General features: G+C 37.7%; 17 protein-coding genes. 13 read left to right on the forward strand and 4 right to left on the reverse strand.

Annotation, left to right across the window (positions count from 1 at the left end):
* Window positions 1-90: 90 nt before the first annotated feature.
* Both KTI79_RS09450 and KTI79_RS09455 read right to left on the reverse strand, forming a co-directional pair.
* Complete coding sequence (locus tag KTI79_RS09450) at window positions 91-984, reverse strand: amino acid ABC transporter substrate-binding protein (RefSeq protein ID WP_014206541.1); 894 nt, start codon at window positions 982-984, stop codon at window positions 91-93.
* Between the two features lie 533 nt (window positions 985-1517).
* The gene (locus tag KTI79_RS09455) at window positions 1518-2282 is read right to left on the reverse strand and encodes a glutathione S-transferase family protein (RefSeq protein ID WP_032053734.1); all 765 of its coding nucleotides are present in this window, start codon (window positions 2280-2282) and stop codon (window positions 1518-1520) included.
* A 345-nt stretch (window positions 2283-2627) separates the two neighbouring features.
* Between KTI79_RS09455 and KTI79_RS09460 the strand changes: the two genes are divergently transcribed.
* From KTI79_RS09460 to ychF, 8 genes are all read left to right on the forward strand, one after another.
* On the forward strand, window positions 2628-3863 hold the full coding sequence (locus tag KTI79_RS09460) for an SfnB family sulfur acquisition oxidoreductase (RefSeq protein ID WP_079284155.1): 1236 nt from the start codon (window positions 2628-2630) through the stop codon (window positions 3861-3863).
* A 12-nt stretch (window positions 3864-3875) separates the two neighbouring features.
* On the forward strand, window positions 3876-5099 hold the full coding sequence (locus tag KTI79_RS09465) for an SfnB family sulfur acquisition oxidoreductase (protein ID WP_086375769.1): 1224 nt from the start codon (window positions 3876-3878) through the stop codon (window positions 5097-5099).
* A complete protein-coding gene (locus KTI79_RS09470; RefSeq protein WP_086375768.1) occupies window positions 5099-6511 on the forward strand; it encodes an LLM class flavin-dependent oxidoreductase in 1413 nt (470 codons plus the stop codon). Before KTI79_RS09465 ends, KTI79_RS09470 begins: the two co-directional genes overlap by 1 nt.
* A 14-nt stretch (window positions 6512-6525) precedes the next feature.
* On the forward strand, window positions 6526-7356 hold the full coding sequence (locus tag KTI79_RS09475; RefSeq protein WP_032053730.1) for a MetQ/NlpA family ABC transporter substrate-binding protein: 831 nt from the start codon (window positions 6526-6528) through the stop codon (window positions 7354-7356).
* 13 nt (window positions 7357-7369) lie between these two features.
* Window positions 7370-8203, forward strand: a complete 834-nt coding sequence (locus KTI79_RS09480) for a MetQ/NlpA family ABC transporter substrate-binding protein (RefSeq protein WP_032053729.1) — start codon at window positions 7370-7372, stop codon at window positions 8201-8203.
* 5 nt (window positions 8204-8208) lie between these two features.
* Window positions 8209-9285 carry a methionine ABC transporter ATP-binding protein gene (locus KTI79_RS09485; RefSeq protein WP_079284154.1) on the forward strand — a complete coding sequence of 359 codons (1077 nt, stop codon included), beginning with the start codon at window positions 8209-8211 and terminating at the stop codon, window positions 9283-9285.
* Window positions 9266-9925, forward strand: coding sequence for a methionine ABC transporter permease (locus tag KTI79_RS09490; RefSeq protein WP_004792864.1), 660 nt, complete (start codon window positions 9266-9268; stop codon window positions 9923-9925). Before KTI79_RS09485 ends, KTI79_RS09490 begins: the two co-directional genes overlap by 20 nt.
* Before the next feature lie 93 nt (window positions 9926-10018).
* Window positions 10019-11110 carry a redox-regulated ATPase YchF gene (ychF, locus tag KTI79_RS09495; protein ID WP_004642544.1) on the forward strand — a complete coding sequence of 364 codons (1092 nt, stop codon included), beginning with the start codon at window positions 10019-10021 and terminating at the stop codon, window positions 11108-11110.
* Between the two features lie 46 nt (window positions 11111-11156).
* On the opposite strand, the gene KTI79_RS09500 is transcribed toward ychF, so the two are convergent.
* Window positions 11157-11678 carry a DUF962 domain-containing protein gene (locus KTI79_RS09500; protein WP_032053727.1) on the reverse strand — a complete coding sequence of 174 codons (522 nt, stop codon included), beginning with the start codon at window positions 11676-11678 and terminating at the stop codon, window positions 11157-11159.
* A 92-nt stretch (window positions 11679-11770) separates the two neighbouring features.
* Between KTI79_RS09500 and KTI79_RS09505 the strand changes: the two genes are divergently transcribed.
* A complete protein-coding gene (locus tag KTI79_RS09505; RefSeq protein WP_032053725.1) occupies window positions 11771-12478 on the forward strand; it encodes a Crp/Fnr family transcriptional regulator in 708 nt (235 codons plus the stop codon).
* A 172-nt stretch (window positions 12479-12650) separates the two neighbouring features.
* Window positions 12651-12986: a hypothetical protein gene (locus KTI79_RS09510; RefSeq protein WP_046811555.1), complete on the forward strand. Its 336-nt coding sequence runs from the start codon at window positions 12651-12653 to the stop codon at window positions 12984-12986.
* Window positions 12987-13059: 73 nt separating this feature from the next.
* On the opposite strand, the gene KTI79_RS09515 is transcribed toward KTI79_RS09510, so the two are convergent.
* Window positions 13060-13530 carry a hypothetical protein gene (locus KTI79_RS09515; RefSeq protein ID WP_199937174.1) on the reverse strand — a complete coding sequence of 157 codons (471 nt, stop codon included), beginning with the start codon at window positions 13528-13530 and terminating at the stop codon, window positions 13060-13062.
* A gap of 121 nt (window positions 13531-13651) precedes the next feature.
* Here KTI79_RS09515 and KTI79_RS09520 point away from each other — a divergent pair, with 121 nt between their 5' ends.
* From KTI79_RS09520 to KTI79_RS09530, 3 genes are all read left to right on the forward strand, one after another.
* Window positions 13652-14374, forward strand: a complete 723-nt coding sequence (locus tag KTI79_RS09520) for an AzlC family ABC transporter permease (RefSeq protein WP_063098679.1) — start codon at window positions 13652-13654, stop codon at window positions 14372-14374.
* A 1-nt stretch (window position 14375) separates the two neighbouring features.
* On the forward strand, window positions 14376-14717 hold the full coding sequence (gene ygaH / locus KTI79_RS09525) for an L-valine transporter subunit YgaH (protein WP_032053721.1): 342 nt from the start codon (window positions 14376-14378) through the stop codon (window positions 14715-14717).
* A gap of 131 nt (window positions 14718-14848) precedes the next feature.
* Window positions 14849-15238 carry a tautomerase family protein gene (locus tag KTI79_RS09530; RefSeq protein WP_032053719.1) on the forward strand — a complete coding sequence of 130 codons (390 nt, stop codon included), beginning with the start codon at window positions 14849-14851 and terminating at the stop codon, window positions 15236-15238.
* The last annotated feature ends 88 nt before the right edge of the window (window positions 15239-15326 follow it).

Consider the following 15326-nt stretch of genomic DNA (forward strand, 5'->3'; position numbering starts at 1 on the left):
GCCCCTTAAATTAATATCTTTAGAAAATAGACCACTTGTGCAAATGAATCTTTACACTTACACAAGTAAATTTAGGACAAAAAGATCCAGTTAGATTCCTGCATCTGTTGGGTTAGCTTTTAATTTCTTATAAGATGAACTTTGTTGCATGTTCAAATTCGTGTTTTTTGGTGGAATTGGAGATAAGAACCACTTCTTATATAAAGCGTCCATTTTACCAGTTTTCCACAAGTTATTTACAGTACGGTCTGCAATCGCTTTAAATTTTGGATCATCTTTAGCAAGCATAATTCCATAAGGTTCAGATGAAAGTACCGGACCTACAATTGCGAAAGCTTTAGGTGTAGAAGACTTGGCAATTAAGCCTGCTAAAATATTATCATCCATTACAAATGCAGCAGCACGGCCAGATGCCATCATGGCAAAAGAGTCAGCATGATCTTTACCATAAATATTTTGAACATTAACAGCCTGACCTTTTTCATTCATCTTGATGTATTTGTCAGATGTAGTGCCTTGAGTAGTAACAACTGCTTTACCATTTAAGTCCGCCAAACTCTTAATGCCAGAGTTTGCTTTAACAGCCATGCGCACTTCTGTTGCATAGTAGTTAGTTGAGAAACCGACTTGTTGCTGACGTTGTTTAGAGTTTGTAGTGGTACCACATTCCATATCGATATTGCCTGCCAAAAGCTCAGGAATACGTGTTGATGAAGTTACTGCCTTGTACTCAACTTTTAAGCCAGGCATTTTCAATTCTTTTTTAATGTCATTTGCAAACTGGTTACAGATATCGACTGCATAACCTACTGGTTTACCTGCAACAACATATGAAATTGGATCTGAGGATTCTCGATGACCAATTACGATTTTTCCGGTACTTTTAATTTTAGCTAATGTATCTGCTGCTTGAATTTGAGAAGTAGCGCCAACCGTACAAAGCATAACTGTTGAAATAATGAGAGAGGTTGCAGAACGTTTCATAAGAACTCCTTGATGATCATTCTCTCTATTTATCTATAGAATCATTCATATAGAGCAATAGAGTGATTTTTTATTAAAATGCAATTATCGAGCCAACTTTTCCAAGTCGGACCCATCCATTTGCTTCACTTATTCTATTCAATCTGTTTTGCAGAATTAATACCTTTAAAACTGCTCACATGTTTCTACTTTAATCTATGTTTTAATCTTCTGTCTATTATTAAGCTCATCTATTTACACTTAAATGTGGCAATTATTGATTACATTGTAAACACATGCACAATAAAGTGGCTTAACTTTGGCTAAAAATAGTATTTAGAAAAATTGTATTTTCCAAAAAATTATAAAAATTAAAGTTATTAGTCATTTAGATAAAATTGAATTTATATTGTAAAAAGTAATTTTGGCAGCAGAATAATATAAACAAATGGTTTAATAAAAATCATTTAGAAAATTGATAGTAATGTTTACATTAATAAAATAACTAGTAAAGATAAAAATAAGCCCCGATTTTCTCAGGGCATTTTATAATTTTAAATTCCGCGCCAATCTACTCGCGCATTACGCTCAGTTTGATATATTCTTAAAACATACTGACCTAGAGGTAAATCGAGTAAATTTTGTTGATAGTTATTCCATTCTTCCGAAACACCTTCAGCCTCTTCCCGCTCCCACGGCGTACCCTTTATTTCTAATAAAGGAGCAAGCATAGAACATACAGAAATATCAGCAAGACTTAAGCGATCGCCTACCATATAACGTGCCTGATTTTCTATTAAGCAGTTATTTAGTTCATTTATGAGTTCATCCATACGCTCTTTTGACTGGTTCACTATCTCTTCTTCAAGTTTATAGTTCTTCTTTACCAATGTTTTAAGAAAGGGTTTCGATATTTTTTCAAACTGACGTAAATAGCCTTGTTCACCCATCATAATTTCTAAAGCATGGTCTCCTTGCGCCAACGTGTGAGCTAGAGCCCAACGACGGACATGAATACCCAGCTCATCAGCCAAGCTATCTATTTTTAATGTTTGCTGCCTTAATTGTTCATCACGACGTAACAGTGAATGCTCCGGATAAGTATCATCCAGATAAAGTGCAATTTTAGTCGATTCAGCGATCCATTGATGATCATCTTTCAAAATAGGCAGTAAATTTTGGCCTGTTTTGAGTTGTGCAAAAGCACGATGAAATCCTGGAATTAAGTTATGAGCCACATAATCAAGTTCTTTATGGTCTAACAACCAGCGAGCTTTTTCACAATAATGGGACAAAGGAAACTGATACAAAACCCGCATAAAATCTCCACGTTTATTTTTATTTGACTATTTGTACAAAAATGGTCGTCGGTAAGTAGATACTTTAGAAGCTATTTTTAGTTAAAACAATGGATATTGTGCTCATTTTTCACTGACACTTAAGTCTATTTTTTTTATATCTTTTTTTACCGTACTTATTGCTCTTTTTCATATTAAAACCAATTCTATTATTATTTTTCCGCACAACAAACTTAAGCTATTGTTTTTTATAATCTTTCAATATCTATATTTTTTCATTAAAAAGCAAAAAAAATGCTTTGCACTTTATTTCATAAGCTGAGCATAAGTCCTCGTTTAGTGGAAAAATATTTCTTTTGTAAGGTAATGACAGCAATACAAGGTGTCATTATGTCTAATTCTCTATCAAAAACGACTGCATACGTCCAAATCATTCAAAATGATCAACAAGCGATTAATGCTGCTTATCAAGTGGCGGATTATGCTTTAGAGGGTCGTAATACACGTGATCAACAACGCTTATTACCGCATGAGCAAATCGAAAACTTTAGCCAAAAAGGCCTAGGTGGAATTCGCATTGCAAAAAAATATGGCGGCGCTTTTGTTTCCAATAAAACTTTGGCTCAAGTTTTCCGTATTTTGAGTAAAGGTGATGCGAATGTTGGTCAGATTCCACAAAATCAGATTAGCCTGTTAAACCTAATTGAAATCATGGGCACAGAACAACAAAAACAATTTATTTTTTCAGAAATATTAGCAGGTAAACGTCTTGCCAACGGTGGACCAGAACGTAATACCCATGATTCAAAAACCTTAAAAACCACCCTTACTGTTGAAAACGGCAAATATATTTTAAACGGCGAAAAGTTTTATTCGACGGGAACAAGTTTTGCGCATTGGCTCGCGATTAAAGCAATTCATCCTGATGGTCATGTGGTTTTAGTCATTGTTAACCGAGATGCTCAAGGCATTGAAGTCATTAATGATTGGAATGGCTTTGGGCAACGTACTACCGCGAGTGGTACAGTTAAATTAAATCAAGTTGAAGTTAATCCTGAACTTATTTTTGATGAGCGCTTATTAACACAGGTTCCTACTTATCGCGGTGCTTATTCTCAGTTATTACAAGTTGCCATTGATGTGGGGATTGCAGAAGCTGCATTTGACGATACTTTATCGACCATACACAAAGCGCGCCCAATTATTGATGCAAATGTTGAAAAAGCCAGCTTTGAACATTACACCCTGCAAGAAGTGGGTAAGTTAAATATTTTACTCGATGCTGCAATTTTACTGCTTGATGACGCTGCTGAATATTTAGATGAACTTGACCAACTTGAAACTGTGACTGATGAACAAATAGCTAAAGCTTCAATTTTGGTCGCAGAAGCAAAAGTCTACGCCAATGATGCAGCTCTACAAATCTCTGAAAAATTGCTGGAACTAGGCGGTAGCCGTTCAAGCTTAAGCCAACACAATTTAGATCAACATTGGCGAAATGCCCGTGTACATACCTTACACGATCCCGTTCGTTGGAAATTACATGCCATTGGCAATTATTACCTTAATGGTCATTTCCCTGCCCGCCATGCCTGGATTTAAGGAGAAATTGTCATGACTTCATATCAATCGGTTCAAACTAAACAAACATCGGCATCTGGCCAAGCGCACATTATTCAAAATGATGCTGAAGCATTAGAAATTGCCGAACAATTTGCCGAACAATTTAAAAAAACCGCAGTTGAGCGAGACGCTAAGCGAATTTTACCGTATACCGAAATCGATGCTTTGAGCCAATCTGGTCTTTGGGCAATTACAGTACCAAAGCAATATGGCGGTGCCGAAGTTTCAAGCCATACAGTTGCCAAAGTAATTGCGCTTTTAAGCGGTGCAGATGGTTCAATCGGGCAAATTCCACAAAACCACTTCTATGCATTAGAAGTGTTACGCAATACAGGTACAGAAACTCAGAAACAACGTTTATACGGCGAAGTGTTAACTGGCACCCGCTTTGGTAATGCACTTGCCGAGTTTAAAACTAAAACTTCAACCCATAAACAAACTAACATTCGTCCGCATGAAAATGGATATCTCATTCAGGGTGAAAAGTTTTACTGCACAGGAAGTTTATTTGCTCACCGTATTCCAACCTTAGTTTTAGATGATGCCGGCCGAGAGTATTTAGCCTTTGTAAAAAGTGGTTCACAAGGTTTAAAACTTGTTGATGACTGGTCTGGCTTTGGGCAGAAAACCACAGGTAGCGGCACTGTTAAATTTGATCAGGTTTTTGTCGATGCAGATGATGTTATTCCTTTTGATACTGCATTTTTACAACCAACCTTAGTGGGCCCTTTTGCGCAAATTATGCATGCATCAATTGAGGTAGGCATTGCACGTGGAGCCTTTGAAGAAAGCTTGCAAAGAGTGCATCAAGCGCGCCCATGGATTGATTCAAATGTAGAAACGGCTAACCAAGATCCTTTAACGATTTATGAATTAGGACGCATTGCCGTAGATGTACGGGCAAGTGAAGTGTTATTAAAACAGGCAGCTCAATCAATTGATGCCGCAAAAATTGAAACCACACCTGAAAGTATTGCAAAAGCTTCAATTGATGTGGCCAAAGTACGTGCTCATAGTAGCGATACAGCACTCAAAGCATCTTCTAAGCTGATCGAACTTGCAGGAAGCCGTGGTAGTCAGTCACAAGATGGTCTAGATCGCTTCTGGCGTAATGCGCGCGTTCATACATTGCATGATGCTGCGCGATGGAAATATTACTTTATTGGGAACTATGTTCTTAACGGTGTTCTACCACCTCGTCGGGGGACATTGTAATGGCAGATTTTAAAGCGAAAGAAATTTTATTAAACGCCTTTGATATGAACTGCGTTGGTCATATTAATCATGGCTTATGGACACATCCACGTGATGAATCACATCGTTTTAACGAATTGAGCTATTGGACAGAACAAGCCAAAACTTTAGAAAATGGTTTATTTGATGGTTTATTTATTGCGGACATTACAGGTGTGTATGACGTCTATCAAAACGGTATTGATCTGACTTTAAAAGAGTCCATTCAGCTTCCGAGCCATGACCCGTCTACACTTATTTCAGCAATGGCGGCAGTCACTCAAAACTTAAGTTTTGGGGTCACTGTGAACTTAAGCTATGAGCATCCGTATCAATTTGCCCGCCGCTTTGCGAGTCTCGACCATTTAACTCAAGGCCGTATTGGTTGGAATATCGTGACAGGTTATCTAGATAGTGCCGAACGCTTAATTGGTCAAAAAGGTTTAAAAGACCACGATGCCCGCTATGAACAAGCCGAAGAATTTTTAGAGCTTTGCTATAAATACTGGGAAGGTTCATGGGAAAACGACGCCGTTAAAAAAGATAAAGTACAGCGTGTTTTTACAGATCCATCTAAAGTTCACACCATTCACCACTATGGAAAGTATTACCAGAGTGAAGGTGTGTTTCAGGTATCTCCTTCTGTGCAACGCACTCCAACCCTATTTCAAGCAGGTGCTTCACCCAAAGGTATGCAGTTTGCAACACGTCATGCTGAATGTGTATTTATTGGCGGTGATAAACCCGAAAAAATTCGCGAACAAGTGAAAAAGATTCGTGCTCTTGCAGAACAGCAAGGCCGTTCAGCGGATGACATTAAAGTCTTTGTCGGTATAACCGTTGTTGTTGCCGAAACACATGATCTCGCTGTACAAAAACTTAATGAATATCGTCAGTATGCAAGCCCTGAAGCTGGCTTAGCGCATTATGCGAGTTCAACTGGTATCGACTTAAGTAAATTTGCCGACGATGAAGCGATTCCTTACCAAAAAAGTAACAGTATTGTTTCGATTACCGAAAAATTTAAAGAGCAACAAATCACAAAAAATGACTTAAAAGCTCAGCATGTTTTAGGTGGTCGTTATCCCCTCATCGTAGGTAGTGGCGAAGAAGTTGCTGAATACTTAATTCATCTTTTAGATGAGACTGATATTGATGGCTTTAATTTGACACGTACAGTTGCACCAGAGTCTCACCACGACTTTATTCGCTTGGTCATTCCTCAGCTACAACAACGTGGTCGCTATAAAACTGCATATAAAAGGGGTTCACTACGTAACAAATTTTTTAATCGGGGTGACCAATTACCAAAACAACACCCTGTTCAAGCGTTCCGATGTAGTCCCTATAACAACAGCAAAAACTTAACAACAATTGAAGAAATAACCGCTTAAATTTGGAGATAGACATGGCTCAAACAGCCTCAAAAAAATGGCTAGGCATCGGCTTAGTCGTTGTAGTCCTCATTGTTGCTTTATTCTTTTGGAATAAACATCGCCAAAGTGGCTCAAATGAACTTGTGATTGGCATTAGTCCACCATTTGCAAAAACTTTACAAGCTGCTGCCGATGAAGCAAAGAAACAGGGTTTAAATGTAAAACTAGTCGAATTTTCTGACTGGAATACACCAAACATTACTTTAAATCATGGGGATATTGATGCGAACTTTTTCCAGCATCAACCCTTCTTAGACAATGCAATTAAAGAAACTGGCTTTAAGTTAAAGGCATTTGCAGTGGGTGCAGCCTCACATGTGGGACTTTATTCAAAGAAATATAAAAGTCTTGATGAATTGCCACAAAACGCACGTGTAGTCATTCCAAATGATCCAGTGAATCAAGGTCGTGCCCTACTACTTTTACAACAAGCTAAATTAATTACGCTTAAAGATTCAAACAACCATTTATCTGCACTTAAAGATGTTGTTTCAAACCCTAAAAACTTGCAATTCATTGAGGTTGAAGGACCACAAACTGCTCGTGCAATTGATGATGTTGACTTGGCTTTTGGCTATCCGCATTACCTACGCTTAGCAAAAACAGCTGACCCTGAAAGTGCACTTTTACTTGATGACAATACCAATAAACGTTATGCAATTTTGTTTGTAGTGCGTGATGACTATCAGGATAAGGGCGACAAATTAAAGAAATTTGTTGAGATCTATCAAAACTCGCCAAAAGTTAAAGCTGTGTTAGATGCTGAGATTGGGCCAACACTTTGGTTCCCTGGCTGGAAGTAATAACGGAAAGATTATGGCGATTCAGTTCAAACAGCATAAGCCTTGGTTGCTCGGAATTACGATTATTATCGTAGTTCTGGGCCTCGTCGGTTACCGTTATATTAAAAATAAACAAACTGACGATGTTTTAACGATTGGGATTAGCCCACCTTATGCTGAGCTATTACAAAGCGTAGCTAATGAAGTAGAAAAGCAAGGCGTTCATGTCAAACTCGTTGAATTTTCTGATTGGCGAGCACCCAATGTTGCCGTACAAAACGGTGATATTGATGCAAACTTTTTCCAGCAAAGCGTATTTCTACGTAATGCTGTAAAAGAAACGGGTTATGACTTACATGCATTTGGTGTGGGTTCAGGAAGTCATGTAGGTTTATATTCGAAAAAATATAAATCACTTGAAGACTTACCTTCAAATGCACGTGTTGCTATTCCAAACGATCCGGTTAATTTAGCCCGTGCTTTAATTTTATTGCACCGCGCAGGTTTAATTCAGCTTAAAGACATTAATAATGAACTTTCAACCACTCAAGACATTATTGCTAATCCTAAACAGCTGAGCTTCGTTGAAGTTGAAGGACCACAGACAGAACATGCATATAACGATGTCGATTTAATTTTCGGCTTCCCTCACTACTTAAAAATGGCAAAGGTAACCGACCCACATAGCGCATTATTTTTAGATCCAATCGATAAAAAATATGCAATTTTGTTTGTGACCCGTCGCGATTACCAAGATAAAAACCAAAAACTTGCAACCTTTGTTAAAGCATTCCAGAACTCAAAACAAGCACAAGACATTCTGGATAAAGACTTTGGTAAAGGTATGTGGTTTCAAGGCTGGAAATAAGGAGAATGGCAATGGTGAGTTTTGGATCACAAGTTGATTTTTCTCTACCTCATATCAAAATTCGTGGTTTAAATAAGTTTTACCAATCGCAGGGTCAAAAACTGCATGCTTTAAAAGAGATTAACCTTGATATTCCTCAAGATAAGATTTTAGGCATTATTGGTAAAAGTGGTGCTGGAAAATCTTCCTTACTCCGCACTTTAAATGGCTTAGAACAAGTAAATACTGGCAGCATTCATATCCATCAACAAAACATTGCTGAATTGAGCCATTCCGAGCTTATTCAAACCCGTCAAAGAATTGGAATGATTTTTCAACATTTCAATTTAATGTCTGCAAAAACGGTCTGGGAAAATGTGGCATTGCCTTTAAAAGTTTCCAATTACAACAAAGCAGATATCAACCAACGTGTAAATGAGGTTCTAGCTCTCGTAGGTCTTGCAGATAAATCTAACTATTATCCATCACAACTTTCTGGCGGACAAAAGCAACGTGTTGGTATTGCACGTGCACTTGTTCACCACCCAGAAATTTTACTGTGTGACGAGGCAACCTCGGCACTTGATCCAGAAAGTACCGCCACTATTTTGGCTTTACTTAAAAAGATTAATCAGGAGCTGGGTCTTACCATCGTATTAATTACTCATGAAATGCAAGTGATTCGAGAAATTTGTGATCAAGTCGTGGTGATTGACCAAGGTGAGATTGTAGAGGCTGGGCAAGTTTGGTCTGTATTTTCACGACCAGAACAACAAATTACTCAAGAATTGTTAAACCTTGAGCAAATTACCCTGCCTTTTAAAATCAGTCCTCTACCCGATGAAGATTCGACTCATATTATTGTAAAACTGAAATATGAGGCTGAAGCACATCAGGTTCCGGATATTCAAGCACTACTAGCTAGATTTAAAGCACCTGTCAATTTATATCAAAGTCAGGTCGATACCATTCAAGGGCATATTATTGGTTCACTTTTAGTCGGTATTCCTAACGTAGAAATTGATCTTTCATCTATACGACAAGACGCATTAACTGCAATTGCACAATTTGAGGTACTTGGCTATGCACGACCAGCTCATTGATTTATTAATTACTGGAACTGTAGATACCTTACTCATGGTAGGTGCATCTGCGTTTATTGCTTTTTTAATTGGCTTACCGATTGCTGTTGTTTTAGTCAGTACTTCTGAGCACGGCATTCATCCGTCACAAAAGATTAATCAAGCTTTGGGTTGGGTCATCAATATCACTCGCTCTGTACCCTTTCTTATTTTAATGGTTGCGCTTATTCCGCTTACTCGCTGGATTGTGGGTACAAGTTATGGGGTTTGGGCGGCGGTTGTTCCGCTGACTATTGCTGCAATTCCTTTCTTTGCGCGTATTGCAGAAGTCAGCTTACGCGAAGTCGATCAAGGTTTAATTGAAGCTGCACAAGCCATGGGTTGTAACCGTAAACAAATTATTTGGCATGTACTTTTACCCGAAGCTTTACCAGGTATTGTGGCAGGCTTTACCGTGACTATTGTGACAATGATTAATTCCTCTGCGATTGCTGGTGCTATTGGTGCAGGTGGTCTAGGAGATATTGCTTATCGTTATGGCTATCAACGTTTTGATATGCAAATTATGTTGGCTGTAATTTTTGTGCTCATTGTTTTAGTCATGTTAGTACAAGCGACTGGCGATGCATTAGCCCAGCAACTTGATAAACGTAAAGTTTAAAAGCAATACAACCCCGCTCTAGCCATGACTTTGTCATGGCTTTCATGTAAAATCAGCGACAATTTTTAATTTACACATTTGTGAGTGGTTTTCATGGGTTTTAATTGCGGTATTGTTGGTCTGCCAAACGTAGGGAAATCTACCCTTTTCAATGCATTAACGAAAGCAGCGATTGCAGCGGAAAACTTCCCTTTCTGTACCATTGAACCAAACACAGGTATTGTTCCTGTACCAGATCCACGTTTAGACAAACTTGCTGCAATTGTTAAGCCGCAACGTATTTTGCCAACTACAATGGAATTTGTGGACATTGCAGGTCTTGTTGCTGGTGCATCAAAAGGTGAAGGCTTAGGTAATCAGTTCCTTGCTAACATCCGTGAAACTGATGCTATTGCACATGTTGTACGTTGTTTCGAAGATGAAAATGTCATTCACGTAAATGGTAAAATTGATCCGTTAGACGACATCGCAACTATCAATACTGAACTTGCACTTGCCGATCTTGAAACTGTTGCTAAAGCAATTTTACGTTTAACTAAAGTTGCTAAAGGCGGTGACAAAGAAGCTGTAGCAACTAAAGCAGTTTTAGAAAAAATCCAACCGTTACTTGACGAAGGTAAACCAGCTCGTGCAGCTGATTTGTCTGATGACGAACGTAAATTAGTTCGTGGTTTTGGTTTAATGACTTTAAAACCAACCATGTATATTGCAAACGTTGCAGAAGATGGTTTTGAAAATAACCCGCATTTAGATGCAGTAAAAAAACTTGCGGCTGAAGAAAACGCAATTGTTGTTCCCCTTTGCAATCAAATCGAAGCTGAAATTTCATTATTAGAAGATGAAGATCGTGCTGAGTTCCTAGAAGCAATGGGCATGGAAGAACCAGGTTTAAATGTGGTTATTCGTGCAGGTTATGCGCTTTTAGGTTTACAGACTTATTTCACTGCTGGTGTACAAGAAGTTCGTGCATGGACAGTAAAAGTTGGCGCAACTGCTCCTCAAGCCGCTGGTGTGATTCATACCGACTTTGAAAAAGGCTTCATCCGTGCTGAAGTTGTTGCATATGATGACTTCGTACAATACAACGGCGAAAACGGCGCTAAAGAAGCTGGTAAATGGCGTTTAGAAGGTAAAACTTACGTTGTTCAAGACGGCGATGTAATGCACTTCCGTTTTAACGTTTAAGTTAAAGCTCAAAAAAAGCCCCATCATATTGGGGCTTTTTTTATTGTTAATGACTTAAATCCATCGTCTCTCGTTTAATGCGTGCCTCTTGTAAAATACGCGCATGCAAAGGCTTTCTAAAACCTAGCATAAATATAAATTCTGCCAATACAAATAACGGTCCTATCGCAAGTCCAATTACGTCATCAACAAAAGCTGGTTTTTTCTTTTCAAAATAATGCCCAACAAACTGAAAGACCCAACCCACCACAAAAAAACCAATACTTGTCGCTAACCATTGTCCCAACGATAACTGGGCAATTTGGCTCGCCAGTGGATACACAGCAACTAAGATAACGAGCATGAGTAAGCCAAAAATTTTATCTAGCAACAAATAATAAATCGTACTAGCTGCAATCAGCACAATGGCTAAAGTAAGCTTAAAACTACCAATATCAATGCCTGCTCTTGCGGTTAAACACAAAATTGAAAACACGATCAGCGGAATACCAATAAAATGCGTCAATATATTTTTATGATTTAAATGATAAGCCGCATATTTGCTAAGCTGTTGCTCCAGATTTGACATGAGTTATTCCCTATTCACTTACATATAGTCATACTGTACAAATAAGGAAAACTTAAAGTTGTCAGCTATTTGACAAAGTAAAGAATTTTTTCATGGATGACCGAATTTTGGATCTAATTTATATTAACCGACTAAAAGAAAACACATGGTTTAGTGTGCTTCCGGAGGCATTCCAAAATTTTATTTTAGAACATGGCAAACAAATCACCTTTGAAAAAAATAGCTATGTTTTCCATGCTCAAGATATATTTGATGGCATTTATACTGTACTTGAAGGCTCAATTAGTTTGGGTTATGTGGACGTAAATGGTAATGAAGCACTTTCTGCAATTGCTGAGCCGATTATGTGGTTTGGTGAAATATCTTTAATTGATCATGAACCACGTTCACACGATGCTATTGCTTTGAAAAAAAGTACAGTTCTACATATTCCTGCAAAACCATTAAATGATCTACTCAAGGACAATCCATATTATTGGTATTATTTTGCACGTTTAACGAGCCAAAAAATCAGGTATATTTTCTTAGAACAGATTGCAATACAAACACGCAGTATTTCTCAAAGGCTGGCTCAGCGTCTTCTATTCATTTTAGAAGGTTATGGGAATCATATTCTTATTCAAGATCATCACATCCATATTTCTCAAGAACAGTTGGCAAATATGCTGACCACATCTAGGCAGACGATCAATCATGAACTCAGCCTGCTCGAAAAACAGAAAATCATTAAAATTGCTTTTAGAAAAATTGAGGTTTTAGATATTGAGAAATTGAAAGTAGTTGCTCAAGCACAATCCTAATCTTTACACAGGAGGCTAAATAATAAAAACTTAAAATTAAATTAAAAAATTAGATAACACTGCAAATCAAAACATTGTTCAAACTCTATTTCCACAAAATAAATGTGTTAAAGCAGATATTTTCATCCTACACTCAAGCTGAGCAATAATACTCAACAAGGCGCTGATTAACATGAAAAAATTATCAACAATTCTTACAGCAGGCGTATTGGCTATGTTAAGTGTTTCGGCATTTGCATGTCCTAAAGGAACTCAACTACAAGGCGGTACAGGACCAAATCACAAAGGTGGAAAATGTGTAGCTGTACATGGAAAAACTACCGCTCAAAAAGCCAAGAAAGAGGTAACTAAAACTAAACAAGATGTTAAAAAAGACTTAAGCACTCAAAAACATGATGCAATGACCAGCGCGACACATGCTCAACATGAATCACAGCAAATGACTCATCAAATGAAACAAGATGCTGTGAAAACTGCAAACACCGCTAAAGCTGCCACAAAACCGTAATTCACATTCACTCATTATCGTTTAAAAGCAAAAAAGCGAGATTGATCATCTCGCTTTTTTATATGTATAGGCTTTATTTAGGAGATGTGTTTCCTAAATTCGGGTTTTCAATCGCTTCCTTACACTGTTGTTTATCACGCTCATAATCTGCCTGTTTCTGAGCAACCGAACTATTATTTTCAAGCGTTTCGCGCGCCCATACATCTAGACTCGTTAAAGCTTTACGGCAAAGCGCATATTTACCTTCAGTGACCGAATCTGTCATTTTCACATTGATACGCCAGTCTGTACTCAATTGGCGTAAAGGTTTACGAACTTTGTCATCAATTTGGCTGAGTTGTTTTTCATAAACTAAATGCTCAACCGTGTTAATCAATGTCCATGCTTTTTTAGCATAAACAGTTGCATCATTGGTTAGTTTCGGTGCTGGCTTAATTTCTACTTTTTTTTCTGCACTCTGATTACCATTATCACAGCCCTGCAATGTAAAAATACCTGCACTTATCATGGCGATATAAACTAAACGAATCTTTGCCTTGAACATATCAAACTGCCGATTAAACATTTCGGCACTATGCTATTAAATTCGGCTACAATACTCAATCTTTCAAGTATTTTTATCATTTGGTTTATTGCCAAGGTGTATTGTGTCCAAACAACAATTGATGCCTGCCCAAACAGCAACTTTTTGGCAAGGCGCCAAAGATAGCCAAGCTATCGTACTCACCTATTTACCCGTTTCTTTTGCCTTTGGCGTTTCTGCATCCCAGTTTGGTTTTACACCATGGGAAGCTTTTTTTCTATCTTGTTCAATGTATGCTGGCGCTAGCCAATTTTTGGTTGTCGCTCTTTTGGCTAGCGGTTCATCCATCTGGCTAACAGCATTAACAGTTATTGCACTAGATATTCGCCATGTCCTTTATGGACCTGCTCTATACAACCTGATTCCAAACAAATTAAATCTTAAGAAAACTGCAGTATGGGCTTGGGGCTTAACGGATGAAGTTTTTGCCAGTGGAATGATCCAACTTTCACAGCGCAGACAACAATGGTCCGAGTCTTGGATGCTTGGCCTAAGTCTATTTAGTTGGATGGCTTGGGCAAGTGGCTCTTTGTTAGGTGGATTATTTGCCGATCAAGTTGCTCATTTACCAAAGTTTTTACAAGCAGCTTTAGACTTCTTATTACCTGCTTTATTTTTAAGTTTTTTATTAGCTGCATTTGAACGAAAGCATAGCCTTGTCGTTGCTGTATCTTTAGTAGTTTCAGCTTTGGCATGTTATTGGATTAACTTATCAGCCGCTATTTTTATAGGTATTTTTTCAGGCATTTTAGCTGGTCTATTTAAACATTATGTGCTGAAACAACATGATGAGGTTGAGGCTTAATATGAACCTAGAAATTATTCTGGTCGGCATTATTGTGGGTATAGCCAATTTTGCTTCACGCTTTGGACCTTTTTTCGTAATACAAAAACTACAGGGCAACCAACAAAGACGCGGCTCAATCTGGATCAAAATTGCCTTAGGAAGTATTGGAATATCTGCAATTAGTGCCATGCTTGTAGTTGCTACTCTTCCACCTCTCCTTGAAACCCCAAATAAGATTTTAGCAATGGTTATCGGTTTTATAGTTCTAGCTGGTCTTTATTTTAAATTTAAGAAAATCGTACCAGCAACTTTAACTGCCGCAATTGTTTATGGTCTGATCTATACTTATTTACCTTTATAAATAGATAAACTTATTTTCCTTATATAAAATAAAATCTGGCCAGAGGCGTTTAAGACTGAAACTTCTGGCTTGGAAAATTTAATTTTTGAATTGATTAAAAAGATAACCTTAGCTACTTAATAGAGATAAAAATGTCACAAGTTAAAATTTATGCAAATGAACAAACCATTACGCAGTACCGAGAATTACTTTCTCATGCAATCCATCAGGCGCTTATTGAAGAATTGAAATATCCTGTTGAGAAAAGATTTCAACGTTTTATCAGCCTTAAACTAGGAAATTTCATTTACCCTTCTGACAGAAGCCAGCATTACATTATTATTGAACTTTCAATGTTTGCAGGCCGCAGTGCAGCCACTAAAAAGCAGCTGATTCAAACCTTATTTCGTAATATTCAAGAACAATGTAGAATTTCTCCACAAGACATTGAAATTACTATTTTTGAAACACCTAAAGAAAATTGGGGCATCCGTGGTAAAAATGCGGATGAATTGCTTTTAAACTATCAGGTTAATATCTAAAAACCACTTTTTTAATTGTCCGACAAAATTACTTTTTTATGCATGATAAGGCTTAACTCCACCATAAGTTCTGCTATGCTTAAAAAAA

The sequence above is a fragment of the Acinetobacter sp. WU_MDCI_Abxd143 genome, assembly GCF_025514195.1.
Lineage (GTDB): Bacteria > Pseudomonadota > Gammaproteobacteria > Pseudomonadales > Moraxellaceae > Acinetobacter > Acinetobacter pittii_H.